The 24,059-nt window shown below is 62.4% G+C and carries 22 protein-coding genes; 14 read left to right on the top strand and 8 right to left on the bottom strand.

From position 1 onward, the window contains the following. The first annotated feature begins 78 nt into the window (after positions 1-78). The 4 genes from BLW50_RS09330 to BLW50_RS09315 are packed head-to-tail and all read left to right on the top strand — an operon-like array spanning position 79 to position 2,708. Positions 79-735, top strand: coding sequence for a lysophospholipid acyltransferase family protein (locus BLW50_RS09330; RefSeq protein ID WP_090700713.1), 657 nt, complete (start codon positions 79-81; stop codon positions 733-735). Further along, positions 732-1,682 (top strand): phosphatidate cytidylyltransferase, encoded by a 951-nt coding sequence (locus BLW50_RS09325; RefSeq protein ID WP_090700709.1) that lies wholly within the window; start codon positions 732-734, stop codon positions 1,680-1,682. The genes BLW50_RS09330 and BLW50_RS09325 overlap by 4 nt, the downstream gene beginning before the upstream one ends. Continuing rightward, positions 1,679-2,083: a hypothetical protein gene (locus BLW50_RS09320; protein WP_090700705.1), complete on the top strand. Its 405-nt coding sequence runs from the start codon at positions 1,679-1,681 to the stop codon at positions 2,081-2,083. Before BLW50_RS09325 ends, BLW50_RS09320 begins: the two co-directional genes overlap by 4 nt. Continuing rightward, complete coding sequence (locus tag BLW50_RS09315; protein ID WP_090700702.1) at positions 2,067-2,708, top strand: CDP-alcohol phosphatidyltransferase family protein; 642 nt, start codon at positions 2,067-2,069, stop codon at positions 2,706-2,708. The genes BLW50_RS09320 and BLW50_RS09315 overlap by 17 nt, the downstream gene beginning before the upstream one ends. Positions 2,709-2,752: 44 nt before the next feature. On the opposite strand, the gene xdhC is transcribed toward BLW50_RS09315, so the two are convergent. Genes xdhC through xdhA form a run of 3 tightly spaced genes read right to left on the bottom strand, consistent with a single transcriptional unit; the run spans position 2,753 to position 7,495 of the window. Then, complete coding sequence (xdhC, locus tag BLW50_RS09310) at positions 2,753-3,682, bottom strand: xanthine dehydrogenase accessory protein XdhC (protein ID WP_090700699.1); 930 nt, start codon at positions 3,680-3,682, stop codon at positions 2,753-2,755. Beyond that, on the bottom strand, positions 3,679-6,009 hold the full coding sequence (gene xdhB / locus BLW50_RS09305) for a xanthine dehydrogenase molybdopterin binding subunit (protein WP_090700696.1): 2,331 nt from the start codon (positions 6,007-6,009) through the stop codon (positions 3,679-3,681). Before xdhB ends, xdhC begins: the two co-directional genes overlap by 4 nt. After that, positions 5,996-7,495, bottom strand: coding sequence for a xanthine dehydrogenase small subunit (xdhA, locus tag BLW50_RS09300; RefSeq protein WP_244544185.1), 1,500 nt, complete (start codon positions 7,493-7,495; stop codon positions 5,996-5,998). The genes xdhB and xdhA overlap by 14 nt, the downstream gene beginning before the upstream one ends. A 286-nt stretch (positions 7,496-7,781) precedes the next feature. Here xdhA and BLW50_RS09295 point away from each other — a divergent pair, with 286 nt between their 5' ends. The 6 genes from BLW50_RS09295 to BLW50_RS09270 all read left to right on the top strand — a co-directional run bounded on the left by BLW50_RS09295 (position 7,782) and on the right by BLW50_RS09270 (position 13,503). Then, the gene (locus BLW50_RS09295) at positions 7,782-10,139 is read left to right on the top strand and encodes a xanthine dehydrogenase family protein molybdopterin-binding subunit (protein ID WP_090700692.1); all 2,358 of its coding nucleotides are present in this window, start codon (positions 7,782-7,784) and stop codon (positions 10,137-10,139) included. Between the two features lie 10 nt (positions 10,140-10,149). After that, positions 10,150-10,500 carry a VOC family protein gene (locus tag BLW50_RS09290; RefSeq protein WP_090700688.1) on the top strand — a complete coding sequence of 117 codons (351 nt, stop codon included), beginning with the start codon at positions 10,150-10,152 and terminating at the stop codon, positions 10,498-10,500. 120 nt (positions 10,501-10,620) lie between these two features. Further along, entirely contained in the window at positions 10,621-10,998 is a 378-nt protein-coding gene (locus BLW50_RS09285; protein ID WP_090700685.1) for an SET domain-containing protein, read from the top strand. A gap of 65 nt (positions 10,999-11,063) precedes the next feature. Further along, entirely contained in the window at positions 11,064-11,546 is a 483-nt protein-coding gene (locus tag BLW50_RS09280; RefSeq protein WP_090700683.1) for a MarR family winged helix-turn-helix transcriptional regulator, read from the top strand. 116 nt (positions 11,547-11,662) lie between these two features. After that, the gene (locus tag BLW50_RS09275; protein WP_090700678.1) at positions 11,663-12,415 is read left to right on the top strand and encodes a 2-amino-5-chloromuconate deaminase CnbZ; all 753 of its coding nucleotides are present in this window, start codon (positions 11,663-11,665) and stop codon (positions 12,413-12,415) included. Positions 12,416-12,504: 89 nt separating this feature from the next. Further along, complete coding sequence (locus BLW50_RS09270) at positions 12,505-13,503, top strand: tripartite tricarboxylate transporter substrate-binding protein (RefSeq protein ID WP_170850074.1); 999 nt, start codon at positions 12,505-12,507, stop codon at positions 13,501-13,503. 19 nt (positions 13,504-13,522) lie between these two features. Here the strand turns inward: BLW50_RS09270 and BLW50_RS09265 are convergent, their stop codons facing one another. The 4 genes from BLW50_RS09265 to BLW50_RS09250 all read right to left on the bottom strand — a co-directional run bounded on the left by BLW50_RS09265 (position 13,523) and on the right by BLW50_RS09250 (position 19,475). Further along, positions 13,523-15,109: an FAD-dependent monooxygenase gene (locus BLW50_RS09265; RefSeq protein WP_210186061.1), complete on the bottom strand. Its 1,587-nt coding sequence runs from the start codon at positions 15,107-15,109 to the stop codon at positions 13,523-13,525. A 121-nt stretch (positions 15,110-15,230) separates the two neighbouring features. Further along, positions 15,231-16,595: an amidohydrolase family protein gene (locus BLW50_RS09260; RefSeq protein WP_090708925.1), complete on the bottom strand. Its 1,365-nt coding sequence runs from the start codon at positions 16,593-16,595 to the stop codon at positions 15,231-15,233. Between the two features lie 5 nt (positions 16,596-16,600). Further along, positions 16,601-18,094, bottom strand: a complete 1,494-nt coding sequence (locus tag BLW50_RS09255; RefSeq protein ID WP_090700671.1) for an FAD-dependent monooxygenase — start codon at positions 18,092-18,094, stop codon at positions 16,601-16,603. A 40-nt stretch (positions 18,095-18,134) separates the two neighbouring features. Continuing rightward, positions 18,135-19,475, bottom strand: a complete 1,341-nt coding sequence (locus BLW50_RS09250; RefSeq protein WP_090700668.1) for an MFS transporter — start codon at positions 19,473-19,475, stop codon at positions 18,135-18,137. A gap of 117 nt (positions 19,476-19,592) precedes the next feature. Here BLW50_RS09250 and BLW50_RS09245 point away from each other — a divergent pair, with 117 nt between their 5' ends. Both BLW50_RS09245 and BLW50_RS09240 read left to right on the top strand, forming a co-directional pair. Further along, positions 19,593-20,558: a LysR family transcriptional regulator gene (locus BLW50_RS09245; protein WP_090700665.1), complete on the top strand. Its 966-nt coding sequence runs from the start codon at positions 19,593-19,595 to the stop codon at positions 20,556-20,558. A 138-nt stretch (positions 20,559-20,696) separates the two neighbouring features. Beyond that, positions 20,697-21,554 (top strand): glycosyltransferase family A protein, encoded by an 858-nt coding sequence (locus BLW50_RS09240; RefSeq protein WP_139267545.1) that lies wholly within the window; start codon positions 20,697-20,699, stop codon positions 21,552-21,554. A 46-nt stretch (positions 21,555-21,600) separates the two neighbouring features. Here BLW50_RS09240 and BLW50_RS09235 read toward each other — a convergent pair whose 3' ends face one another. Then, complete coding sequence (locus tag BLW50_RS09235; RefSeq protein WP_090700657.1) at positions 21,601-22,416, bottom strand: glutathione S-transferase family protein; 816 nt, start codon at positions 22,414-22,416, stop codon at positions 21,601-21,603. A 91-nt stretch (positions 22,417-22,507) separates the two neighbouring features. Here BLW50_RS09235 and BLW50_RS09230 point away from each other — a divergent pair, with 91 nt between their 5' ends. Together BLW50_RS09230 and secG are read left to right on the top strand one after the other, a co-directional pair. Beyond that, positions 22,508-23,497 (top strand): Bug family tripartite tricarboxylate transporter substrate binding protein, encoded by a 990-nt coding sequence (locus tag BLW50_RS09230; protein WP_090700654.1) that lies wholly within the window; start codon positions 22,508-22,510, stop codon positions 23,495-23,497. Positions 23,498-23,598: 101 nt separating this feature from the next. Beyond that, positions 23,599-23,994: a preprotein translocase subunit SecG gene (gene secG / locus BLW50_RS09225; protein ID WP_090700650.1), complete on the top strand. Its 396-nt coding sequence runs from the start codon at positions 23,599-23,601 to the stop codon at positions 23,992-23,994. Positions 23,995-24,059: the final 65 nt, after the last annotated feature.

Raw genomic sequence — 24,059 nt, 5'->3', positions numbered from 1 at the left:
TCGACGACGGACGAACGTAAAGCGGATCACTCAAAGCGGCGAAATGAAATATCGTCGAGAGATACAAACGGTGGCCAAATGAGTGAACCACGAACCTCCAGGCATTTCGCGGGGCGAATAGTCGGGACAATCGTCATTGTCTTCGCCCGCTTCATCACCGCCGCGCGCGGGCGATGGGAGGGGGTTGCGCCCATTGACGAGCAGCGCATCTATTTCGCCAATCATGTCAGCCACGGTGATTTCGTTCTGATCTGGACGACCCTGCCACGGCGTCTGAGACACCAAACACGCCCTGTTGCCGGGGCCGACTATTGGTTGACGAGTGGCATTCGGCGTTTCATCGGCCGCGATGTCTTCAACGCCGTTCTCATAGATCGCAACAAGGATGCCCGGACGCAGGATCCGATTATTCAGATGCGCGACGCGCTCGATGCGGGTGACTCTCTGATCGTGTTTCCTGAAGGCACGCGCAACATGACTGAGTCGCGGCTCTTGCCGTTCAAGAGCGGGCTCTATCATCTGGCCAAGGCCCGGCCGAACGTCGCCTTGGTCCCGGTGTGGATCGACAATCTCAACCGCGTCATGCCGAAGGGCGAATTCGTGCCGATCCCGCTGATCTGCACCGTCACCTTTGGCGCGGCCCTCCGTCTGAACGATACCGAGACAAAATTTGACTTTCTAGCCAGGGCCGAAGCGGCCCTGCTGGTTCTCTCTCCGAAGGCTGCGACGTCATGACCCTTCCGCCGCCCAACCTGGTGATCGTTCTGAGCGGCCTGCTCGTGATCCTGATCATCGCCTCCGGAATAGGCTACGGGCTGCAACTTAAGCTCTCACCCGACGGGTCGAATCCGGTGATCGAGAATCTGAACGATCGGATCCGCGCCTGGTGGGTGATGGTCGTGTTGATGGGGCTCGCGCTGATCGGCGGCAAAACGGGCGTGACGCTCCTCTTTGCCTTCTGCTCCTTCGCTGCCTTGCGTGAATTCATCACGCTCATCAATACGCGGCGGGCCGATCATTGGGCGCTGGCGGCTGCGTTTTTCGTCGTCCTGCCGGTGCAGTACTATCTCATCTGGATTGACTGGTACGGGCTCTATTCGATCTTCATTCCCGTCTACGCCTTCCTGCTGATGCCGATCATCGCAGCCTTGCGCGGCGACACGGATCATTTCCTGGTCCGTATCGCCGAGGTGCAGTGGGCACTGATGATCTGCGTCTTTTGCGTCTCTTATGTGCCGGCTTTGCTCAGTCTCGATATCGCGGACTATCAAGGACGTAACGTTCTGCTGATCGCCTTTCTCGTCATCGTCGTGCAGGCAAGCGACGTCCTGCAATATGTTTGGGGCAAGCTCATCGGCCGCACCAAGATCGCGCCGAGATTGTCGCCCTCCAAGACGGTCGAAGGCTTTGTTGGCGGCGCGCTCTCCGCCATGGCTGTCGGCGCCGGCCTGTCCTGGATCACGCCCTTCACGCCGCTTCAGGCCGCATTCCTGTCATTCGTGATTGTCGTAATGGGTTTCTTTGGCGGCCTGGTCATGTCGGCGATCAAGCGCGATCGGGGCGTCAAGGACTGGGGCCATTTGATCGCTGGCCATGGTGGCTTTATCGACCGCCTCGATTCAGTGATCTTTTCGGCGCCGATCTTCTTCCATCTGGTGCGCTATGGCTGGTCGGCCACGTGAGCGCGCTGTTCACGCGCCTGGCGCGCAGCAGCGTTACGCATGTCGCCGTCGCGTTCCTGGCCATGGGGAGCTGGGCCGCCTTCGCCAACCATACGCACCCGATGCCGGCGCCGCTTTACGCCGGGCTGATCCAGGGGGCGATCTCCGCCTGCATCACCTTGGTTCTGAAACGCGGCATAGAATATCTCGCCACGCGTTTCGAAGGATTGGCAGGACTTATCCTTCCGCCCGTGATCGCTGGATTGATTTCGGCAAGCCTACTGACCGCTATCCATATGGTTGCCGACACACCTGAGATCGCCAGGACGATCGCCGTGCCATTAACCGTCGCGACCAGCTATGCGGCTTTCTACAATCTCTCTCTTTGGCGGGCCAGAAAATCCGATGACAAACGATCCTAACCGTCGCCCGCTCTCGAGCCGCGATACCGGATGGGCGCATGCGATCGCCCGCTTCCTGACGAAGACGGGCATCTCGCCCAATCAAATCTCGATGGCTAGCATGGCGATGGCGGCACTGGCTGGCATCGCGTTCTGGCGCGCTGGCGTGGCGGACTCTGATCCGCGCGTGGTTCTTCTCATCGTGGCGGTGTTGTTCTGTCAGCTGCGGCTGCTCTGCAATCTTTTCGATGGCATGGTGGCCATAGAGGGCGGCAAACGCAGCACCGATGGCGCTTTCTGGAACGAATTTCCCGATCGTGTCGCGGATCTGCTGATCTTCGTTGGCGTAGGTTACGGCATTGGCGAGCCGGCCCTTGGTTGGGCCGCGGCCAGCTTTGCGATCCTGACGGCTTACACGCGCGAACTGGGCCGCGCCTCCGGCTTGCCGCCCGACTTCTCCGGCCCGATGGCCAAACAGCATCGCATGGCAACGATCAGTGCGGCGGCGCTTCTGTCTCTGTTCGAACCGTTCTGGGGCGGACACAACCAAGTCCTCACCGTGGCGCTCTGGATCATCGTCATCGGTGCCATCGTGACAACGCTTCGCCGCGCGATCCGTATTGTGCGTGCGTTGCGGGCGGCCTGATCGTCGCCGCGCGAACATCTCACCGTCATTGCAATGACGGGTCGTCAAGCGCTGCGGGCATGCTCGCGAACGATCAGCAGTTGTGCCACTGTCGATGCCGCAATGACGGCGGGTAGCTTGCCTTCGATCGCCTCGATGCCGATTGGGCAGACGAGTGCGGCGATCGCCTGCGGACCGAGGCCGAGATCGGCAAGGCGATGCTCGAAGCGCGCGCGCTTCGTCGCCGATCCGATCAGCCCCACGTATGGGAAGCGCCGTGCCGCCAGCGCCCGCGCGACGATGTCGAAATCGAGCGCATGCGAATGGGTCATGACAAGAATGAACGCATCCTTGTCAGCGGCATCGATCTCCTCCACCGGATTGAGGCTGGCGACCGGCGTGACATTGGCTGGCATGGCGGGAAACATGTCTCGGCGGGGGTCTATCCAGCGCACGACGAAGGGCAGGGGCGCCAGCGCCAGCACCAGCGCGCGGCCGACATGACCGGCGCCAAACAGCAGCAGGCTCGTTGGCACCTCGTCGAAGGTCTCGACATATTCGCCGACGCCCATGGCGCTGTCTTCGCCGATCGGCGCGATGCGCCGTGCCATGCGGCCGTCGGCGCCGGGGCTCGCCACGATATAGTGCCGGGGCGTTACCTCAGCGAGCGCGCGGATTTCTTCGGCATGGTGTCGATCGAATGTCTCGATCCGCACCCAGACGCGACCGCCGCAGCATTGGCCGAGATCCGGCCCCAAGGCTTGCGAGCGTTCGATGACCGGCTCTTTGGCGCGTGCCAGCGCCTCCCGCGCATGGGCGATCGCTTCATATTCCAGCGCGCCGCCGCCGATCGTGCCATTGAAGCCACCGGACGGGCGCACCACCATCCAGGCGCCTGTGTCGCGCGGGCTTGAACCGGCGGTGCGGGGCAGGCTGACAAGCGCCGCGCTGCCTTCGCTGGCGATCGCGTCAAGCAGCAGCCTGAACGGCGTCATGATCGTTTGGCGAGCGCGTCGGCCGCCATCAGGATGCGTTCGGGCGTCGCCGGCGCATCGAGCGGCACTTGCCGCCCCGGCGCAGTGCTGTGCAGAGCGTCGAGGATGGCCGAAAACACCGAGATCGCCAGCATCAGCGGCGGTTCGCCGACCGCTTTCGAACGATAGATCGTCGCCTCGCGATTGGGATGGTCGAGCAGGTCGACGCGGAAATCCTTCGGCACATCGGAGGCCACCGGGATTTTATAGGTCGAAGGCGCGTGGGTTGTCAGAATGCCCTTGTCGTTGAAGACCAGTTCTTCCGTCGTCAGCCAGCCCATGCCCTGCACGAAACCGCCTTCGATCTGGCCCTTATCCAGTGCCGGATTCAGCGAATTGCCGACATCGTGCAACACATCAACGCGCGTCACCTTCATCTCGCCGGTGAGCGTGTCGATGGCGACCTCGGAACAGGCAGCGCCATAGGCGTAATAGAGAAACGGTCGGCCTTTGCGGGCCTCGCGATCCCACTCGATCTTCGGCGTCTTGTAGAAACCGGCATGGGACAGCTGTACGCGCGCCTGCCGGCATTGCTTGGCGTAATCAGGGAAGGGGATCGTTGCATTGCCGATGTAGACAATGCCGTCGCGGAAGGTGACGCTATTCTCAGGCACGCCATAGGCCTCAACCGCATGGGCGATCATCCGCGCCTTGATCGCGCCGGCGGCGACCTGCGCCGCCATGCCATTGAGATCGGAGCCAGAGCTTGCGGCCGTTGGCGAGGTATTGGGTACTTTCGCCGTATTGGTCGCGGTAACGCGGACCCAGTCGAGCGGAATGCCGAATTCCTCCGCCACCACCTGCGCCACTTTGGTGAACAGGCCTTGGCCCATTTCCGTGCCGCCGTGGTTCAGATGCACCGAACCATCTTGATAGACATGCACCAGCGCGCCTGCCTGGTTCATGGCGATCAAGGTGAAGGAAATGCCGAACTGCACCGGCGTCAGCGCGATGCCCTTCTTGATGATCCGCGATTTCGCATTGAAGGCGCTGATATCGGCTTTGCGCTGGCGATAGCCGCTTGAGACTTCGAGTTTCTCGATGAGCGCGACGAGAACGGCGGCATCCTCGGCCTTCTGGCCATAGGGTGTCTGGTCGCCGCCAGGCCCCAGGAGATTGGCCTTGCGCACGTTGAGCGGATCGAGGCCCGTCGCGTGCGCTATGCCATCCATCACCCGCTCGATCGCCAGCATGCCCTGCGGGCCGCCGAAGCCGCGAAAGGCGGTGTTCGACACGGTGTTGGTGCGCAGCCGCGTCGACAGGATTTTGACCTGCGGCAGCCAATAGCAATTGCCAGCATGGAACATGGCGCGGTCGCAGACACCTGGCGACAGATCGACCGAACAGCCGCAACGCGCATGCAAGGTCACGTCATAGGCGCTGACGCGACCCTGCGCATCGAACCCCACCGCCCAATCGGCGCGAAAATCGTGCCGCTTGCCGGTCATGGCGAAATCATCGTCGCGATCGAGCCGTAGTTTGCAGGGCTTTCCGGTGACGCGCGCCGCCAGCGCCGCGAGCACAGCTGTCTGCGCTGCCTGGCTTTCCTTGCCGCCGAAACCGCCGCCCATGCGGCGTGTTTCGATGGTGATGAAGGCATCGGGCATGGCAAGCACGCGCCCGACCACATGCTGCACCTCAGTCGGGTCCTGCGTCGAGGAATGGACGAGCATGTCGCCGGCCTCGCCGGGAATGGCGAAGGCGGCTTGTCCCTCCAGATAGAAATGTTCCTGTCCGCCGATCTGCAACCGGCCTTCGAGCTTGTGCGGCGTGGCCTTGATTACTGCCGCCGGATCGCCCCGGGTGAAATCGTAGTCAGGCAGCACTTTCGCATCGGCCGCAAGTGCATCCTCGATGGTCAGCAGTGGTTTGCCAGGCGTGATCTCGATACGCGCCAGCTTCACGGCGCGGCGCGCTTCGTCGCGGGTCTTGGCGACCACCGCGAACATCACCTGGCCGGCGAAGATGATCTCCGTCTCGGCGAACAGAGGATCGTCGCCAAAGGCCGGCGCGACATCGTTCTTGCCGGGAATGTCGGCGGTGGTGAGCACGGCGACGACGCCAGGCGCGGTCCGCACCGCGTCGAGATCGAGCTTGGTGATCGTGCCACAAGCGACGCTTGCCAGGCCCGGCGCCACATGCAGGGTGCCGTTCGGCTCGAGAATGTCGTCGATATAGGGCGCCACGCCGCGCACATGCAGGCGCGCGGAATCGTGCGGCGAGGATTTGCGCACGACGGACAGGCGCTCGCCGGAAGCCTCTGAGGCGAATTGTTCATTCGGCGGCATCGGTCAACTCCAGAGAATGCGCGGTGAGCCGTGTGGCGCTGCCGCCGCCGGCTTCGATGAAGGCTTTGCGCAACAGGTTGCGCGCGACGCGTTGGCGATAGGCGGCGCTGGCGCGCATGTCGTCGATCGGTTGTAGATCATCGGCCAGCGCGTTGAGCGCCGCTGTCCAGGTCCGTTCGTCGTCGAGCGTGACGCGCAGGCACGCGGCTTCGGTCTTGCGGGCGCGCGACGGAATGGCGGCCATGCCACCAAAGCCCGTGCGCGCGGCGACGATGCGACGGCCCTCGAGCGTGAATTTGAACGCGGCGAGCACGGCGGAAATATCTTCGTCGAAGCGCTTGCTGACCTTGTAGATGTGCACGCTGTCGGTGGCGGCCGGCCGCTTGACGATGATCCGGCGGACAAATTCGCCGACCTGCCGGTCTTGCTTCTTATAGGCCAGGAAAAAGTCTTCCAGTGGCAAGGTACGTCGAATGTCGCGGCGTTGCAGCTCGATGGTCGCGCCGAGCGCGATGAGGCTCGGCGCCAGATCGCCGATCGGCGAGCCATTGGCGATATTGCCGCCGACCGTGCCGGAGGCGCGCACCTGCGCCGAGCCGAAGCGGCGCATGACCTCGCCGAGATCGGGATGCAGCTCCCGCAGCAAAGGCGCGGCGTCGGCGAGACGCGCGCCAGCGCCGAGCGACACTTCGGTTGCCGAGCTTCGCACGTCGTCGAAGCCGCGCACGCGGCCGAGCCAGATCACCTTCTTGGGCGCCGCCAGGCCCTTGGTGATGGTCAGGCCAAAATCGGTGGCGCCGCCGACGAGATGGGCGTCGGGGTGTTTGGCATAGAGTTTCGCCAGAGTAGTCTCTGTTGCCGGCGCGGCAAAAAAGCTGCTCTCGTCGCCGATGAAAATATCCTCGTCGCCGGTGGCCGTGAGATGGCCCGATGCGGCGGGCAGGGCGGAACGCTCAGTCGTGGCACAAGCGTCGAGCATCGCGTCGATGATCGGCCGATAGCCGGTGCAGCGGCAGAGATTGCCGGCCAGCGCATCACAGATGCTGTCGCGTGTCACCGGCTGTTCACTCTGACGATAGAGCGTGAACAGGCTCATGACGATGCCGGGCGTGCAGAAGCCGCATTGCGAGCCATGATGCGTTACCATCGCCTGCTGCACGGGATGCAGCGCGCCATCGACCGCAAGATCCTCGATGGTGACGATCTCCGCACCATCAGCCTGTCCGAGCAGGAAAATGCAGGCGTTGACCGGCAGATACTCGGTCTTGCCGTTGTGCTGTCGCGCCAGGGCGACGGTGCAGGCGCCGCAATCGCCTTCGCCGCAGCCTTCCTTGGTGCCCGTGGCCAAGGCTTCGAGCCGCAACCAGTCGAGCAGGGTCGTATGTGGCGCGAAGTCGGAAATCTCCACCGGCGCGCCGCGAAACACGAAGCGGATCGCTTGGCGGAGCTGGCTCTGGCTTTCACTCGGACTACTCAGCACGTTCACCGCCTCATCCTGTTCTCTGGAACTGTCTCACGAACGGTCGGCATAGGCCACGGCTGCGGACTGCTGCCCAAACCTGCCCACTGTAAGAGCGGAGCAAATTGGATTCCAGTTGAAACGCAGAGGCCCAGACCTGGTTGCGGCCTGGGGTCGCGGCGTCCCAAACCACAATCCTCTATTGAAATTTGTCTGGCTCCCTGAAACAACGCAACCGAATTGAGGCAGACGCGACCCGCCGCGACGTGGAAAGCGGATCGAAGGTCGCGCGGAAAAGGTCGAGGAATACGCCATGGTGAAGCACATCGGTGAGCCGGCGCTCCGCAAGGAAGACGAACGGCTGATCACCGGCCGAGGGCAGTTTGCCGACGACATTACATTCCCCAAGCTGGCGCACGCCCATGTCTTGCGGTCGCCCCACGCTCATGCCGCGATCCGCAGGATCGACACCACCACGGCGCGCGCCATGCCCGGCGTCCTTGCCGTGCTCACCGGCGCCGACGTGCTCGAACAGGGGTTGAAATTCATCCCCCACGGCACCGGCGGATCGCGGGTTGGTTTTGACGTACCGCTGCGCAATCTCGATGGCTCCGAAAGGCTGATCACCCGGCAGATGCCGCTGCCGGCCGACCGCGCCCGCTATGCCGGCGAGGCGGTGGCGATCGTGGTCGCAGAAACCCTGCTGGCCGCCCGCGACGCTGCCGAGGCGATCGAGATCGACTGGGAGGTGCTGCCGGCCGTGGTGCGTGGCACCCAGGCGGTCGGCGCCGATGCGCCACGCCTGTGGGACGATGTGCCCTCCAATCTGCCGCTCGACGCCGAGATCGGCGACAAGGCGGCGACCGACGCCGCCTTCGCCAAGGCGGCGCATCGGGTGTCGTTCAAATCGGCGATCCAGCGCGTCACCGGCGTCCATATGGAGCCGCGTGCTTGTATTGGCGAATGGGATCCGAAGGCCAAGAAATATACGGTCCATGCCTCCCATGGCATTGGCGTCGTCCAGATGCGCGCCGATATCGCCCATGCTTTGGATGTCGCGCTTGAGCAGATCCGGGTGATCGCGCCCGGCGACGTCGGCGGCAATTTCGGCACGCGCAACGCGACTTATCCGGAATTCGTGCTGGTCGCCTGGGCGGCGCGCCTCATTGGCCGTCCGGTCAAATATGTGGCCGAGCGGCAGGATGCGCTGCTGTCGGATTTTCAAGGGCGCGATCTCGATATCGACATGGAGCTGGCGCTCGACGCGAAGGGCAACTTCCTGGCGGTCCGTTCGGTCAATACGAGCAACCTTGGCGCGCACACCGCTTCTTTCGTGCCGCTCAACAAGGGCTCGCAACTGATGACGAGCCTGTATCGGGTGCCGGCCGCCTATGTCCGCGCCCGCGCTGCCATCAGCAATACGCCCTCGACGATCCCCTATCGCAGCGCCGGCCGGCCGGAGGCCATGTATGCGGTTGAGCGCATCATCGATCTTGCGGCGCGCCAATGTGGCTTCGACCGGGTGGAACTGCGCCGGCGCAATCTCATTCCGCCGAGCCAGCAGCCCTATCGCAATCCCTTTGGCGTGGTCTACGACAATGGCGACTATCTCGGCGTCATGCGCCGCGCCCTTGAACTGGCCGACTGGAAGGGGTTTGAGAAGCGCCGGCGCGAGGCGCGCAAGCGCGGTCTCTATCGCGGTATCGCCATCGCCAATTACATCGAGACGACCAGTGGCGCGCCGCGCGAACGCGCCGAGGTGACGATCTTGGAGGATGGCACGGTCGATGTGATCATCGGCACCCAGGCTTCAGGACAGGGCCACGAGACCAGTTTCAGCCAGGTTGCCGCTGAATGGCTTGGTGTCCCGTTTGAGAAGGTGCGCGTGCGCTCCGGCGATACGGATTTCGTGTTGGCCGGCGGGGGCTCCCATTCCGGCCGCTCCATGCGCCATGCCAGCATCGTCATCGGCGAGTCGGTGAAACAGATTGCTGAGAAGGCACGCCGTCTCGCTGCGATCATGTTCCAGGGCCAGGTCGAGGACATCGAGTTCGCCGAGGGCGCCTGCCGGGTGAAAGGCACGGATCGTACTGTCACCCTTGTAGAAATGACGAGTTTCGCTATCCACACCGCCGCGCTGCCCGAGGATTTGCGCGGGCCCCTGAAAGGCGCCTGCGACCGGGTGACGCCAGGGTTGGCCTTTCCCTATGGCACGGCGGTCTGCGAACTCGATGTCGATCCGGAGACGGGCTCGTTGAGCTTCGCGCGCTATACCTCGGTCGATGATGTCGGCGTCGCGGTCAATCCGATGATCCTGCACGGCCAGACCCATGGCGGCATCGCCCAGGGCGTCGGGCAGGCGCTGATGGAACAATGCTGGTATGATGCCCAGGATGGCCAAAACCTCTCTGCTTCCTTCATGGACTACGCCATGCTGCGCGCCAGCGACCTGCCGAGCTTCATCACTGATCTGAGCGAGGTGGCGGCGACCAGCCATCCCCACGGCATGCGCCCGGGCGGGGAAGGGGGCACGACGCCGGCGCTCGGGTTGACGATCAACGCCATTGTCGATGCGCTGGCCGATTTCGGCGTCACCCATATCGAAATGCCGGCGACGCCACAGCGCATCTGGCAGGCGATTCAGGCGGCCAAACAGCGGCTGGCGAGCTGAAGGGTTTCATATGCGGGTCAAGCGGATCATCAGCAATGTCGCGGTGCCCGACGTGGCCGCCGTCCGGCATTTCTATGAGACGCTGCTTGGCCTGACCGTCGCAATGGATCACGGCTGGATCGTGACGCTTGCCTCGGGCGAGGCCATGCAGACACAGATCAGCCTGGCGACCCAGGGTGGTTCCGGCACACAAGTGCCGGCTTTATCGATCGAAGTCGATGATCTCGAAGAGGCGCATCGGCGCATGGGCGAGGCGGGGATCGCGATCGAATATGGCCCTGTTGACGAGCCCTGGGGCGTGCGCCGCTTCTATGTACGTGACCCCGTGGGAACGCTGATCAACATCCTTGCCCATCGATAACCGGCACGCCAGAGCCTCTCGATACGATGGTTTTCAACGTGTAGAGCGCTGATTGCGACATTGAACCTTGACGAGCATCAGCGTAAGACCCCTCGATTGATTCTTATATTTGAGGGGCAGATGTCTCGGGCAAAGGTGAGTGTACGTAAGTCGAAGAAGCACGGCAGAGGACTTTTCGCGGACGAACATATCCCAAAGGGCACCGCCGTCATTCATTACGCTGGTCAGAAGATTTCCAAGAAGGAAGGCGCCCGCCGCGCCCGCTTCTATGACTCGATCGGCTATTGTCCGCTTTTCAACTTCAATGAGAAGTACGACATCGACGCCTTGGTCGGTGGTAACGAGTCGATCTATATCAACCACTCGAAACGCCCCAACATGGCTGCCTATGCCCTCCGGTCGACGATCTCTTTCGAAACCTTGCGGGACATCAAGCCGGATGAGGAGCTGCTCTTCGACTACGGCTTCAAGCCCGAACGTCCGAAGAAATTTACTTAATCTATATTGAGCATCGCCGCGATCCTGCCTATGGATTGGGCGGAAGCGGCGAATGAGATTGAGCCATGGCGCGACGCGAGGACCCTGAATCTGATCGCGTCGGCGAGCTTGCGCCTGGCGACTTCGAACTGTTCCGCCACTTGCCGCATCTGCTGCGGCGCGCCCATTTCGAAGCCGAAGCGCTTTTCCCGCTGGTTTATGGCGATCAGGTCACGTCCCGCCAGCTGGCCCTGCTGACCGTCGTTGGTCAGCGCCCCGGCCTGTCGCAAAGCGCCGTCGCCCAGCAGATCGGCATCGATCTCAACACCTGCAGCGATCTCGTCGCCCGTCTCGTCGCCAAAAAGCTGCTGCGTCGCGAGCGCTCGCAGGTCGATGGGCGCACCTACGCGCTCTATCTGGCCCCGAAGGGCCTGCCTGTGTTCGAAGAGGGCGTGCAGCGCGCCCCGGACTATCGCCAATCGGTGGCGCGGCGGCTCTCGCCGGCTGAACACGAACGGCTCGTGGCGCTGTTGCGCCGCCTTCTTGGGCTGGAAAGCTCGAAACTTTAGGCAGCGTTTGCCGCCAATTCCAGCAGCGCGTCGATTGACAGCCTCCGGGGCTTTTGTCAGATTAACTACGAATACGTAGTAATTAATCGGATGACGATCGGAAGGGCAGGCGAGCGATGAGTGGTTTGATAGCTTTTGATCCCGGCAGCTATCGTTATTTGCCCGGTGGGTTCCAATATTCCGCCGCCGTCATCGCCAATCCCGGCTGGGAGATCGAGCGGGCGCGCTTTGCCAAGCCGGTGTCGTTGGTCGAAGGTTTCGCCCGCATCGAGGCGCATCTGGCGTCGATCGGCCGGCCGCCGGTGGCGCTCTGCGCTTGCGAGCTACGCTCGCCCAAACCGTTGAGCGAAGCGGATTTCATCGCCTTTAATCGCAGCTATGTGCAGCCGTTGGAGCGCTGGGGCTTGTTCCGCAACGATGCCAACCCGGTGGCGCGCTGTAATCTCTGTCCGGAACTGGGTGGCGTCTCGGGGCCGAGCTTCTATGCGTTCAGCTACACGGTGCCGTCGTCATCCAGCGCCGTCAGTTTCGTCACCTCGGGCGCTGCCGAATGTCCGGACCGGCCGAACTATCGCGACAGCATTGTCCGCCTCGGCGAAACATCGCCCGATGCATTGCGCGACAAGCTGCGCTTCGCCTTAGGCGATCTCGAAGCGCGTTTCGATCCGATGGGCGTCTCTTGGGCCGATGTGCTCGATACGCGTCTCTATACCGTTCACGACTTGCATCACGCTTTGGCCGACGAATTCGGCCAGCGCGGTGCCTTGGCTGGCGGGCTTAACTGGCATTTCGTCCGGCCGCCCGTGCAGGACCTCGAGATCGAAGTCGACGCGCGCGCCGTGCGCCGCGACATCGTGCTGGTTCCATGACATCGGGCGCCCGCATAGGCGACGCAGGGCGTTGCGCGGGTCCCCTCGGTTCATTCTGTTTTTCGCCCGAACGACGAAAGGGAATACGCATGCCGAGTCTGATCAAAATGCCCATGCGCATGGCCGGCTTGATCGCTGGTCTGTTGCTCGCTGCAAGTCCGACCGTAAGTCCGGTCGCGGCGCAGACGCCGTCCTTCTCCGGCAACCCCATTCGCCTGCTGGTCGGCTTTCCGGCTGGCGGCACGATCGACGTGGTGGCGCGGCTGCTGGCCGAGCAGATGCGCGGCGATCTCGGCACGCAGATCCTGGTTGAAAACACCACGGGCGCCGGCGGTCAGATCGCGGCGCAGGCGCTGAAGCGCGCGACGCCCGACGGTCACACGCTGATGGTGGCGCCCGATCACACCATGGTCGTGGTCCCCCTGACCATGGCCAATCCCGGCTTTGATCCGCTCGTTGATTTCGCCGCCGTTGGCCAGATCGCCGATTATTCCGGCGCGATGGCGGTGGGCGCCGGCAGCGACGTCAAAGATCTCGACGGCTTCATCAAGAAGGTCCAGGGCGATCCGAAACTGGGCAGCGTCGGCATCGCCGCAGCCGGCAGCAAGCCGCAGTTCGCGCTGCTGGCGATTTCGCGCGAAAAGAAAGTGTCGCTCAATCCGGTGCCGTATCGCGGCTCGGTGCCGATGGTGCAGGATCTCGTCGGCGGCCATCTGCCGGCGGGAATCACGGCACTGGGCGATTTCCTCGAACAGCATGCGGGTGGCCAGCTGCGCATCATCGCGATCACCGATGAGAAGCGTGTGCCGCAGCTGCCCACCGTGCCGACCGCCTTGGAGCAGGGCTATCCGATGAAGCTGAATTTCTGGCTCGGCATGTTCGCGCCGGCAAAGACTCCTGACGCGGTCATGTCGGCTCTGTCGGCGGCGATGATGAAGGCCCTGGCGCAGCCGATGGTGATCGAGCGGATGAAGGCGCTGGCCTTCGAACCGCGTCCCAAGCCACCGGCCGGCATGACCGAAGAAATCAGCGCCGACATGAAATATTGGGGGCCTCTGGTCGAGGCCTCCGGCTGGGTCAAGCAGTAAAGAGGACAGGCAAGAGCATTCAGCTCTTGCCGACCACCTTGCGCAGCACCGCTTCAGCGTTGGCTGGTGCTGCGTCCGCCGTCCAGACCACATATTGATCAGGCCGCACCAGCACGAGCTTGCTCTCATATTCCTGTCGGCCGTTCGCATAGGTGTCGCGAATGGCTTTGAAGGGAATGCCGAGTGTCTTGGCCGCCGTCTCGAAATCAGCGACGGTTTTGTCGTCCACGTCGAAGGCGAGCAAGGTGAAGCCGTCGCAGAGTTCCTCATAGACATCGCGGCCATTGGAGAGCGGTTGCGGTGTCAGATGATGGCCGGGGCGGGCTTTCAGCATATGTGCGCCATGGGCGCTGCACTTGCCGCCTGGCGGCCCGAAGATGATCGACGACCCCTCGAAGTTCGGTTCGTAGCGGGAGGCCATCAGGCCGTCTTCCCGTTCCTTCTGCTTCCAGGCGGCTTCGAACGCCTCGCGATCGACGGCCGGATCATAGGTGTGCAGGAACTTGCCTTCCGCCTCGATGCGAGAAGCGATGAAATCCTCGCCGGTTTCCTTGAACACCGGCCGCCGTTCCTCGCTGTAGGAGGGGACAAGACCAGCGCCGCCCCACCCTTGCAAAGCGCCCCACAGCTTCCAGCCGAGATTGCGCGCATCCTCCAGCCCGTTGTTGAGGCCGAAGCCGCCATAAGGCGGATGGCTATGGGCCGCATCGCCGGCAATGAGCACGCGCCCGACCTGATACTTGTCGGCGACGGCGACACGCAGGTCCCAGAAGCCCATATGATCGAACTCGGCCTTGAACTTGAAGCCGGTCGCCTTCTCCAACACGCCCTGGAAGTCGAAATCTTTCTTCTGGGCGGCTTCGGCCGGCACCGGCGAGTGGAAGAAGAAGCCATTGCCGACATCGATACGACCGAAGAACTGCCAATAGCCATTCAGCGCCGGATCCATGACGCGATAGGTCGAGCGTTCCGGAAAACGCTTCAGTCTTTCATGTAGTTCCGGCGAACGGAACACGGCGAGCATCATCACCTGGTCGAAATCGGTGCCGCCGCGCTCGATGCCAACCTGGGCGCGGATCGTCGAATGGGCGCCATCGCAGCCGACGAGATAGTCGGCCTCGATGGTTTCCGTGGCGCCGTTTTCGTCGGCGATCTCGAGGCGGACGCTTTTGTCGTCCTGTTCGAGCTTGCCGGCGGTCCAACCGAACCGTTGTTCGGCGGCAGGAATGGTGGCGAGCTTGCTGCGCAGCACGTCTTCGGTCTGATATTGCGGCAGCCGCTCGTTGTCCTGGAAGAAATAGCGCCGCACGGTCTCGCGACCTTCGTGGGCGTGCCAGTATTCGCTCGTCAGGCTGCGATAGGCATTGACGTTACCGATGGGATAGCCCGGCGGCATGACGCGCGCGGCGCGCAATTGATCGACAATGCCCCAGAAGTAGAAATGCTCGAGCGTCCGCTGGGTCAGGTTCTGCCCACGCGGAATGCGATGGTGGCGGGTGCGCCGTTCAATCAGGACGCAGGTGATCCCCCGGGCGCCCAGATCGAGCGCGAGACCCAGGCCAACTGGGCCACCGCCAACGATAGCCACTTGAAACCGCTTGTTCATTTCCATCCCCGAGCCTTGTTTTATTTATCGGCGAGGATGGTTTTAGCGGTTCAAGGCGCGCAGAGCGAGAGCTTTGCCATTGCTTTTATGGGAACGGGTTTAACCCTTCAGTGCGGGTGCCTCAGTGTTGGTGTCCGTGCGCATGCTGCGCCCCGGCGTCGCCCAGCACATAGATTTGCGAGGCCAGCGCCCGCTGCCGCAGTGCGTCCAGATCGATATTCAGCATGCTTCCGCCGCGCTTCACCGCCTGTCCGGCAACGAAGACCGTGTCGACATTGCCCGGATGGGCAGCCAGGACCACGGCGGCGATGGCATCGGAGACCGGCGCGAGATTGAGGTCGTCGGCGCGGATCATGACGATATCGGCCTGTTTGCCCGGGGTCAGCGAACCGACCTTGTGCGCCAGCCCATTGGCTTGTGCCCCCGCCATGGTGGCAAAACTGAGCACATCGCGCAGCGACAGGGCCGGGACTTGGGCAACGCGCGAGTGCTGGCCGCCGACCCAGGATCGGTAGTAGGCGAAGGTGTGGCGCATCTGGGTAAACATGTCGCCGGCGCATTTCGTTTCCGTGTCGCCGCTGAGGCTGGGCTTGATGCCGGCAGCGAGCAAGCGGTCGAAGGGAATGTCGCCGATGCCCTGCGAATTCATCTCGCAATGGACACCGAGCGAAGCGCTGACGCCGGCGTCGGCCATCATTTTGATTTCGTCGTCGCCGCAAAAACAGCAATGCACGAAGGTCATATCGTCGCCGAGCACGCCGGCTTCGTGCATCTGCGCGATGGCACGCACGCCGCCATTGCGCGCATAGGCGCCCATGTGGATGGTCGAGCGAATGGCGAGGTCACGCGCGACACGGAGGTCATCGAGCCAGACCTCGCGCTGCGCCATTTCCGGCCCGCGCCCCGCCATGGCGAGCGTCAGCAGCTGATCGTCGGACGAGAAATATTGCTGCCGCAGCCGGCGGATGTCCGAGGGGTGCGTCCGCTGGCTGCTGAACATCCATGAGTCGCCCTCTACCAGCGGCCAGCCATGGCCAAAGACGCCGCGAATGCCGGCGTCGCGCAGGCCGAAGATGGCGGCGTCGGAATGCTCCGGGCTGTTTTGCACATGCGACCAGTCGAGCATGGTGGTGATGCCGCTCTCCAATGCCGCGACGGCGCCGAGCAGCGTGCCGACATAGACGTCTTCCGGCCGATAGGCAGCGCCCTTGGCGCCGAGCATTTCGCGGAAATAGATCTGCGGATCGATCTCCGCATAGCGATGGCGGACGCAGGTCTGCCAGGTGTGGCGATGGGTATCGACGAAGCCGGGCACTATGATCATGCCGCTGGCGTCAATACGCTCAGCCTGCGGCGCGTCGATCTGCGGCGCGACGGCTGTGATGCGTTCGCCCTCGATCAGGATGTCGCCTTTGCGCAGATCACCGATCGAAGGATCCATGCTCAGGATCCAGCCGCCGCTCAACAGAGTGGGTTGTTTCTCCATGCTCATTACCTCAGCCATGTATTGAGCTGCGCTTCAACAGCAGCGAGCTGGTTGGCCTGTGTACTGGCCCAGGCCACATAGCCGTCGGGCCGCACCAACAGGCCTTTGACCTCATCCAGGGCCTGGGGTACGCGTCCAAGGCAGACGCGATGAACGGCGATCGGCCGCCCGGCGACGGGCAGGGCGTCGAACTGTCGGCCGTAGCCTTCGAGATCGAGCAGCACGAACTGGCGATCGCGCAGCATTTCGGTGATGCGCGTCGAGCGGCCATCGCGCGTCATCACATCTACGTCGGGGCAGCGCGCGCCGGTTAGCGGATGGCTGCCGGAGGCGCTCGGATAGGGCGCTTCGAGCCCGGAGAGTTCCAGCACCAGCTTGCGCTGTACGTCAGGCAGCGGCAGCAGATGTTCGCTGAAGCGTCGCTTCATCGCCACGCCCTCCGGCCCGAAATTGAATTGTAGCACGCATTGCGTCTTCACGCTTTCGAGCAAGGCGTGCATGACCGGCAGGCGCTCGGTATCGTAGCTGTCGAGCGTGCTTTCATCAGCGAGGCCCTTGACCACATGGGCGAGCTTCCAGCCGAGATTGAAGGCATCCTGCAGGCAGAAATTCATGCCAACGCCGCTGGCGGGATAGTGGATGCGGGCGGATTCACCGACCAGGAAGACGCGGCCCTCGCGTAGGCGCGGTACGGCCCGCAACTGATCGTCGAAGCGCGACGCCCAGCGAAAGCCCTTGATACCAAAGTCGCTGCCAAGCACGTCGCGCAGGCATTGCAGGGCTTCTTCCAGCGTCACCGGCTCGTCTTTTGCCGCGTGGCGGCGGTCGCGATGGACGATGTTGAAGCGGGTGATGCCATCGCCAAAGGCATAGCCGCGCGCCCAACCCATTTCGTTGTCGTTGCCGATCGGCCCTGGCCATGGCGCTTGCAGTTCCGCATCAATGACAATGCCGCGAAACGTGCCCGATGTGCCTTCGAAGGGAAGGCCCAGCTGCGCGCGCACCACGCTGCGGCCGCCATCGGCACCAATCAGATAACGCGCCTTCAAGGTGGAGATCGCGCCGGACGTATCCGCGACATCCACTTCGACGCTGTCGCTTTGCTGCCGAAGCGTGCGCACTTCAGCGCCCCAGCGTAGCTCCGCGCCGCTTTCAAGCGCCCAGCCTTGCAATATCTCCTCGGTGATATTCTGCGGCAGGCCGAGCCCGAAGCCGAACCGTGTTTCCAGATATTTCCATTCGATTGGATCGAAGCCGGCCCAGATGTGCGACTTGCGGAAGGGGAAGTCGGTGATCTGGCGGGCTCGTTCGATGAAGCGCTCGGCGATGCCGCGCGCATCGAACAGTTCCAACATGCGGGGCAGGATCGTGCCGGCGCGTGATTGCACGCCTTCCACCCGTCGCTCGAGAACAAGGGTTTTGACGCCCGATGCCGCCAGTTCCGCCGCCATGGTCAGGCCCGAAGGCCCGCCGCCGACGACGATCACATCCCACTCCATCTGCATCTCCTTGGCCTTGGCCTTGCTCCTTGGTCTTCGCTCAGGCCGCCGGTGTCTGCGCGAGCGCAGGGGCCGAGGCTTGCTCCTGCCGCAGCAGCGCGGTGTAGAGCCAGATGGCTGCGATCAAAGCGATCGCCCCGGCGCAGGCGAAGACCAGCACCATGGCGCTCGCCAAGGCGTTGGGACCGGTGCCGTAGAGCTGCTGCGCAACGAAGGCGATGAGGGTGGGGCCAAGACCCTGACCCATCAAACCATTGAGCACGAGCACTAGCGCCATCACGAGCCCCACCGAATGCGCCGGCACTGTCCGGGCAACGATGGTCGAGCCGACGGCGAGATAGGTCGTCGAGCACAGCACCACCAAAGCATCGAAGAACCAGAACCAGCTGATCGTGTTGGAAAGACACAGGGAGATGGTGAAGGCGGTCAAAGTGATGGTGACGATGATGCCGACGAGAGCGGCCGACGAGGCGCGCCTGCCGGTCGCCTTACGATCCATGGCCAGTCCCGCCAACCACAGACCGAGCGGGCCGATGGTCAACAGCATGCCGCCTTGGATGAGGCCGATCTCTTTTATGCCGAGATGAAACTGGCGGGTGACCACCGTGGGGATCCATGTCGCCAGGGCAAAATTGATCATGGCGTTCATGACCGAAAAGACGAGCAACGGAATGAAAATGCCCTTGCGCGCCATGAGATAGTTGGCGACGGCCGAGACGGCGGGCTTGTCGCTCTTGCCGGTGTTGCTCGGGCGGCCCGGGTCCTTGTTGAGGAATATCAGCAGAGCAATCGGCAGGCCGGCGAGACCGATGATGAAGAGCGTCGCCTGCCAGTGCGAAACCTTGCCGATGATCGGCAAGGAATTGATGCCGGCCGCTTCGATGGCGCTCATCAATGGCCCGCCGAGAACCAGCGACAGGCCGGTGCCGAGCATGATCGCCATCGTATAGACGGAGAGGGCGCGTGCCCGGCGGCTTTCCTCGACGCCATCGCGGATCAGCGAATAGGAGGCGGGTGGGATCAGCGCTTCGGCGGCACCGACGACGATGCGTGCGACGACGAGTGCGAGGAAGACGGAGGCTGCCGCATTGGCGGCGAGCGCCAACGACCAGATCAGGACGCCCACCACGATGATGAGGCGGCGATCGAAGCGATCGGCCAGCCAGCCGGCTGGCAGCCCCACCAGGATGTTGGCGATGGCGAAAGCGGCGCCGATCAGAAAGCTGATCTGCACGTCGCTGATGCCCAGATCGGCGCGGATCGGCCCGACCATCAGCACCAGAATGTTCTTGTCGATCTGCGCCAGCATGGTCACCACGGTCAATGTGGCGACGAGGCCCCATTGTGACCAAGGCGAGTAAGCGCTGCCGGTATCCCTCATAGCCGCCCCTCCGATAGGCCTCCCGGCCGTTATGCGGCGGACTATTGGCGACAGCTCAGTATTTACAAAATTAATTGTTTCAATATTCTACATTTAACAAATAAATGGAGCTGCCTCGTGCGTTTCAACAAGCTCGACCTCAACCAGCTCGTCGTACTCGACACCTTGCTGGCCACGCGCAGTGTCGGCCGTGCCGCCGAACAGCTGTTCTTGAGCCAGCCGGCGACGAGTTGCGCGCTCGCCCGCCTGCGCGATTATTTCGAAGACCAGCTGTTGGTGCCTGTCGGCAAGACGCAGGTACTAACGCCCCTGGCTTTGGAATTGACCAAGCCGGTACGTGACGTGCTGATGCAAATCCAGACGATCACGCAGGTGCGGCCTTCTTTCGATCCAGCGACATCGGAGCGGCGCTTCGTCATCGAGTCGTCGGACTACGTCATGGGCGTGTTTCTCTCTGAAGTGACGCGCCGCGCGGCGCGGATCGCGCCACTGGTGCAGTTCGATCTGCGTGTGAAGTCGGCGCAGTCGCCGGAGCGGCTGGAGAGCGGCGAGGTGGAATTGCTGATCACGCCGGAGTTCTCAACCGTGCCAGGCCATCCAACCGAAACACTGTTCGAGGATTCATTCTCCTGCGTGGTCTGTGCCGATTATAAGCCCGCCGGTGGCGCGCTCACCGCCGATCACTATTTCGAGGCTTCTCACGTCGCGGTCGAGTGGGGCGGGGGACGCCGTGTCACCATCGATGCGCAACTGCTGTCCATTGGCAAGCGGACGCGCCGCCAGGATATCATCGCGCCAAGCTTCACGCTGGTGCCGGAGTTCGTCATTGGCACATCGCGGATCGCGACCCTGCCAACGCGGCTGGCGCGGCAATTGGCGCAACGCGTGCCGGTACGCGTGCTGCCATGCCCGGTCGAGATTCCGCCCTTCGCCGAAAAGCTGCAATGGCACAAATATCAGGAGCGCGATCCGGCTATCGCCTGGCTGCGCTCACTGTTTCGCGAAGTGGCCGACGCCATGCCGCCGATGGAAGCGCCGAAGCCTCCTGCCACCAGCACGCGTCGCCGGAAGGTCGCGGCCTAAAGTTCGCCATCGATAGATATTCGGCACGACGCCGTACGATCGCGTCGCGCAGCTTGCTGCCGTGGGTCTGATCGGAGTTGCTACTGTGATGAAGCCATGAATATATGGAGGTACGTGTCGTCAATCGCTGATAGGTCAATGCCGGACACATCTCTTCCTTCGCTGGCCGTATTCTATACCGTCTGGAATCGTGGCGATTTGTTCTCTGTAAGCCTAGCTTCGTTGTTGCCTCGCCTTGAGGGCGTCGAAGCAGGTATATGGATCTTTGACAACGGGAGCGACCGTGAAACCAAGCGCGTGATCGAGAACGTTTCGTGGGACCGCCACAGTATTTTCAAGATCGCATTTCCAAGAAACATGGGTATTCCGTATGCGCTGAACGTATTCGGTTCAGCGGTCACGCAAGCCTCTACCTTCGCCTGTCATAACGCTCCGGATTATGTCGCGATCTTCGATGGCGATATGTTTTTCAAGCATTCGCTCAGGTCATTGATAGACATTCTTGCAGGGGACCCAAGCGTAGCTATTCTGAGTGGGCATGACTCCGTGGAGCACGCGGCTTCCGAAAGACATGTTTTCCATATCGGCAGCCAGAAGGTTATCGGCAAGACAAAGAAAGCTGAGCGTGGTTGCTTCTATCTGATGAGAACGGAAACGCTGCTGGAGTTTTTACCACTCCCTCATCACACGCCATACGATATCGATTGGCAGATGACGATCTTGCACGAACGGTCTTTAGCGAAAACTGGCCGCAGACTTCTTTGTATTGATAGTTCGGTTCATCTCGGATTGTTTGATAGTACTTGGAATACTGACGACGTACCAGCCAGTCACGAACAAGTGTTTGAAATTATCGCCGTGCTTGAGGACCAGAAGTTGATGACAAAGTCGCGGTACGAGCGCGCATTGGCGTATATCAGTAAAGGCAATCTGCCTATCGAGCTCATGCCGGCCAAGAAATCGCCATGGCGATTTCCCTGGTCGATACATCGATGAGACAAAAGGAACATGGACGGGCCGCTCTATCGGGCAAATCCATAACTTAAAGTTTCGCCGTCGACAGATATTCGGCACGCCGCCGCGCGATCGCATCGCGCAGTTTGTGGCCATAGGCCTGCATCTCTTCAGTCTCATCCTTCGTCAGGCGATTGTTGATCGCCTCGATGGTGCTCGGCCGCGTCTTGGCGCGTTGCCACCAATCCTGTACGCGCGGTCGCTCGGCGATCCAGATGTCGAGTAGGTCGAGATAGGCGAGGCGGGCGACATAGGGCACCATGTTGATGTCGCCCAGGGTATAGGATGATCCGACCAGCCATGGACCGCCTTCCGCCAGCGCTACGTCCATCGCCTTGAAGGCTTTCTCGAAGTGGCCGATGGCCTGAAACACATAGGGGCTTTCGACGCCATGTTCGTAGGTCGATAGAAATCTGGCGCGCCGCTCCGGATCACCGACATTGGTGAAGCGCACCTGCCGTTGTTCCTCGGTCATGTTCTGCATTTTGTAACGGAAATGCGCTGAGAAGCTGATCTCGCGCGTCGCTTCGAAAATCTGCTCGTCGATCAGTTTCGACCACAGTCGCATGCGCGTGCGTGAAAAGGCATCGGCGGGGATCAGCGGCTTTTGCGGATGGGTCTCGTCGAGATATTCGCAAATGAGCGTCGACTCGACGACCGCATTGCCGCCATCGACCAGGGTTGGGACCACGCCCTTGGGATTGAGCTTCAGATATTCCGGGCTGTACTGCTCGTTGGTGAACAGATTGACGTTCTGCATCTCATAGGGGATCGCCTTCTCGTCGAGAGTGATGAACACCTTCTGGGTGCAGATGGAATTGCGAGCCGTGTAGAGTTTAAGCATCGTTTCCTCGCCAACTTGCTGCGGCCCTTCGGGGGCGCTACGACAGTCTCAACAAACAAAAGTTGCTCGGCAATGACCGGCAGGGGGAAATATGAGCAAGGTCAAAAAAACAGGCTTTTTAGCGTCTGCATTTCGCGCGATCGCCTTTCTGAGTGCGGCGATCGCCTCGTCCGCCGTCTCGGCGGCGGATTATCCGGCCGGTCCCATCCGGATCATCATCGCTCTCCCGCCAGGGGGCAGCGCCGACACGATCGCGCGCTATTTCGCCGAACATCTGAACCAGCGCTTCAAGCAGACCGTCATCGTCGAGAACCGGCCCGGTGCGGATGCGTTGATCGGGCCGACCTATGTGGCGCGCTCCAAGCCCGACGGTTTGACGTTGCTGTTCACGACGCCCTCGTTGCCGACCTTCCGCGCCTTGTTCAAAAATCCGGCGACCGATCCGGAAAAGGACCTCGTGGCCATCGGGCAGGTGGTGGAGAGCCCGTATTTCATCGCCGTGCCGGCCAGTAGCCCGGTCAAGACCCTGCCGGAGCTTCTGGCGCAGGTGCGCGCCAATCCGGGCAAGTTCAACGCCGGGGTCTTCGCCGCCGGCAACCGCCTCACGGTCGAAAGCTTCAAGCGTGGCTACGGCCTCGACATGGTCACGGTGTCCTACAAGGGCGAGGCGGCGGTGGCCGCGGCCTTGATGGCGGGGGAGGTCGGTCTTGGCATTGCCACGGCGGTGACGACCGTCGCGCCCGCCAAGGAGGGGAAACTGAGAATTCTCGCGGTGACGGGCCAGAAGCGCGCGCCAACCCTGTCAGATGCCCCGACAGTGGCCGAATCGGGCGCCACGGGGTTTCAGCCAGGATCGATCTGGTTTGGCCTCCTGGCGCCGGTGGCGACGCCCAAGGAGATCGTCAAAACCCTGTCCGACGAAATTTTCGCCTTCACCAGCCGGCCGGAATTACCTGCCAGGCTGGAGCCGTTCGGTTTTGTTCCGGCACCCACATCAACAGCTGATTTTACCGCTCTGATGGCCCGGGAGGCGCGCAACGCCATTGAATCGGCCAAGGCAGCGGGGATCGAGCCGCAATAGGGTTTCGCAACAGGGTTTCCCTTGGCCCTTGCATCGTGTAAGAGCCGGCACCAAGTGACAGGCTTGCAGGCGGTGTTTTGCCGCCAGACCCCGGAATTTTCATGGATACGGTACTTATCGTCATTCACCTTATGGTTGTGATCGCGCTTGTCGTGGTGGTGCTGCTGCAGCGCTCCGAGGGCGGCGCGCTCGGGCTTGGTGGTGGCTCGGGCTTTATGACGGGCCGCGGCCAGGCCAATGCGCTGACCAAGGCGACGGCCATTCTTGGTACGATTTTCTTTCTGACTAGCTTGGCTTTGACAATTCTGGCGAATATCCATCGCGCGCCGGGCTCTGTTCTGGATGGCGCCCAGCCGGCCAGCCAAACTGCTCCGGCCCAGCCCGGCCAGGCGCCGGCGCCCGGCGGCTCGTTGTTTGATCAGTTGCAGCGGATGGAGACGCCGGCGGCACCGCCAGCTGCTCCGGCCGCGCCGCAGCCGCCCCAGCCGGGACGGTAAGCGGTTCGAGATTTCAAGAAGGGGCCGGTTCGCCGGCCCCTTGCTTTTGGACGGTCGTCTGAACA

This window comes from Beijerinckia sp. 28-YEA-48 (assembly GCF_900104955.1).
Classification (GTDB): Bacteria; Pseudomonadota; Alphaproteobacteria; order Rhizobiales; family Beijerinckiaceae; genus Terripilifer.
The sequence above is the reverse complement of the archived record's forward strand: the minus strand, read 5'-3'. Positions and strand labels throughout refer to the sequence as shown.

Excerpts from the sequence above, each read along its gene's own strand:
- BLW50_RS09330 (WP_090700713.1), top strand. The coding sequence starts at position 79 with ATGAGTGAACCACGAACCTCCAGGCATTTCGCGGGGCGAATAGTCGGG.
- BLW50_RS09325 (WP_090700709.1), top strand. The coding sequence starts at position 732 with ATGACCCTTCCGCCGCCCAACCTGGTGATCGTTCTGAGCGGCCTGCTC.
- BLW50_RS09315 (WP_090700702.1), top strand. The coding sequence starts at position 2,067 with ATGACAAACGATCCTAACCGTCGCCCGCTCTCGAGCCGCGATACCGGA.
- xdhC (WP_090700699.1), bottom strand. The coding sequence starts at position 3,682 with ATGACGCCGTTCAGGCTGCTGCTTGACGCGATCGCCAGCGAAGGCAGC.
- xdhB (WP_090700696.1), bottom strand. The coding sequence starts at position 6,009 with ATGCCGCCGAATGAACAATTCGCCTCAGAGGCTTCCGGCGAGCGCCTG.
- BLW50_RS09295 (WP_090700692.1), top strand. The coding sequence starts at position 7,782 with ATGGTGAAGCACATCGGTGAGCCGGCGCTCCGCAAGGAAGACGAACGG.
- BLW50_RS09290 (WP_090700688.1), top strand. The coding sequence starts at position 10,150 with ATGCGGGTCAAGCGGATCATCAGCAATGTCGCGGTGCCCGACGTGGCC.
- BLW50_RS09285 (WP_090700685.1), top strand. The coding sequence starts at position 10,621 with ATGTCTCGGGCAAAGGTGAGTGTACGTAAGTCGAAGAAGCACGGCAGA.
- BLW50_RS09280 (WP_090700683.1), top strand. The coding sequence starts at position 11,064 with ATGGCGCGACGCGAGGACCCTGAATCTGATCGCGTCGGCGAGCTTGCG.
- BLW50_RS09275 (WP_090700678.1), top strand. The coding sequence starts at position 11,663 with ATGAGTGGTTTGATAGCTTTTGATCCCGGCAGCTATCGTTATTTGCCC.
- BLW50_RS09270 (WP_170850074.1), top strand. The coding sequence starts at position 12,505 with ATGCCGAGTCTGATCAAAATGCCCATGCGCATGGCCGGCTTGATCGCT.
- BLW50_RS09265 (WP_210186061.1), bottom strand. The coding sequence starts at position 15,109 with ATGAACAAGCGGTTTCAAGTGGCTATCGTTGGCGGTGGCCCAGTTGGC.
- BLW50_RS09260 (WP_090708925.1), bottom strand. The coding sequence starts at position 16,595 with ATGGAGAAACAACCCACTCTGTTGAGCGGCGGCTGGATCCTGAGCATG.
- BLW50_RS09255 (WP_090700671.1), bottom strand. The coding sequence starts at position 18,094 with ATGGAGTGGGATGTGATCGTCGTCGGCGGCGGGCCTTCGGGCCTGACC.
- BLW50_RS09250 (WP_090700668.1), bottom strand. The coding sequence starts at position 19,475 with ATGAGGGATACCGGCAGCGCTTACTCGCCTTGGTCACAATGGGGCCTC.
- BLW50_RS09240 (WP_139267545.1), top strand. The coding sequence starts at position 20,697 with ATGCCGGACACATCTCTTCCTTCGCTGGCCGTATTCTATACCGTCTGG.
- BLW50_RS09235 (WP_090700657.1), bottom strand. The coding sequence starts at position 22,416 with ATGCTTAAACTCTACACGGCTCGCAATTCCATCTGCACCCAGAAGGTG.
- BLW50_RS09230 (WP_090700654.1), top strand. The coding sequence starts at position 22,508 with ATGAGCAAGGTCAAAAAAACAGGCTTTTTAGCGTCTGCATTTCGCGCG.
- secG (WP_090700650.1), top strand. The coding sequence starts at position 23,599 with ATGGATACGGTACTTATCGTCATTCACCTTATGGTTGTGATCGCGCTT.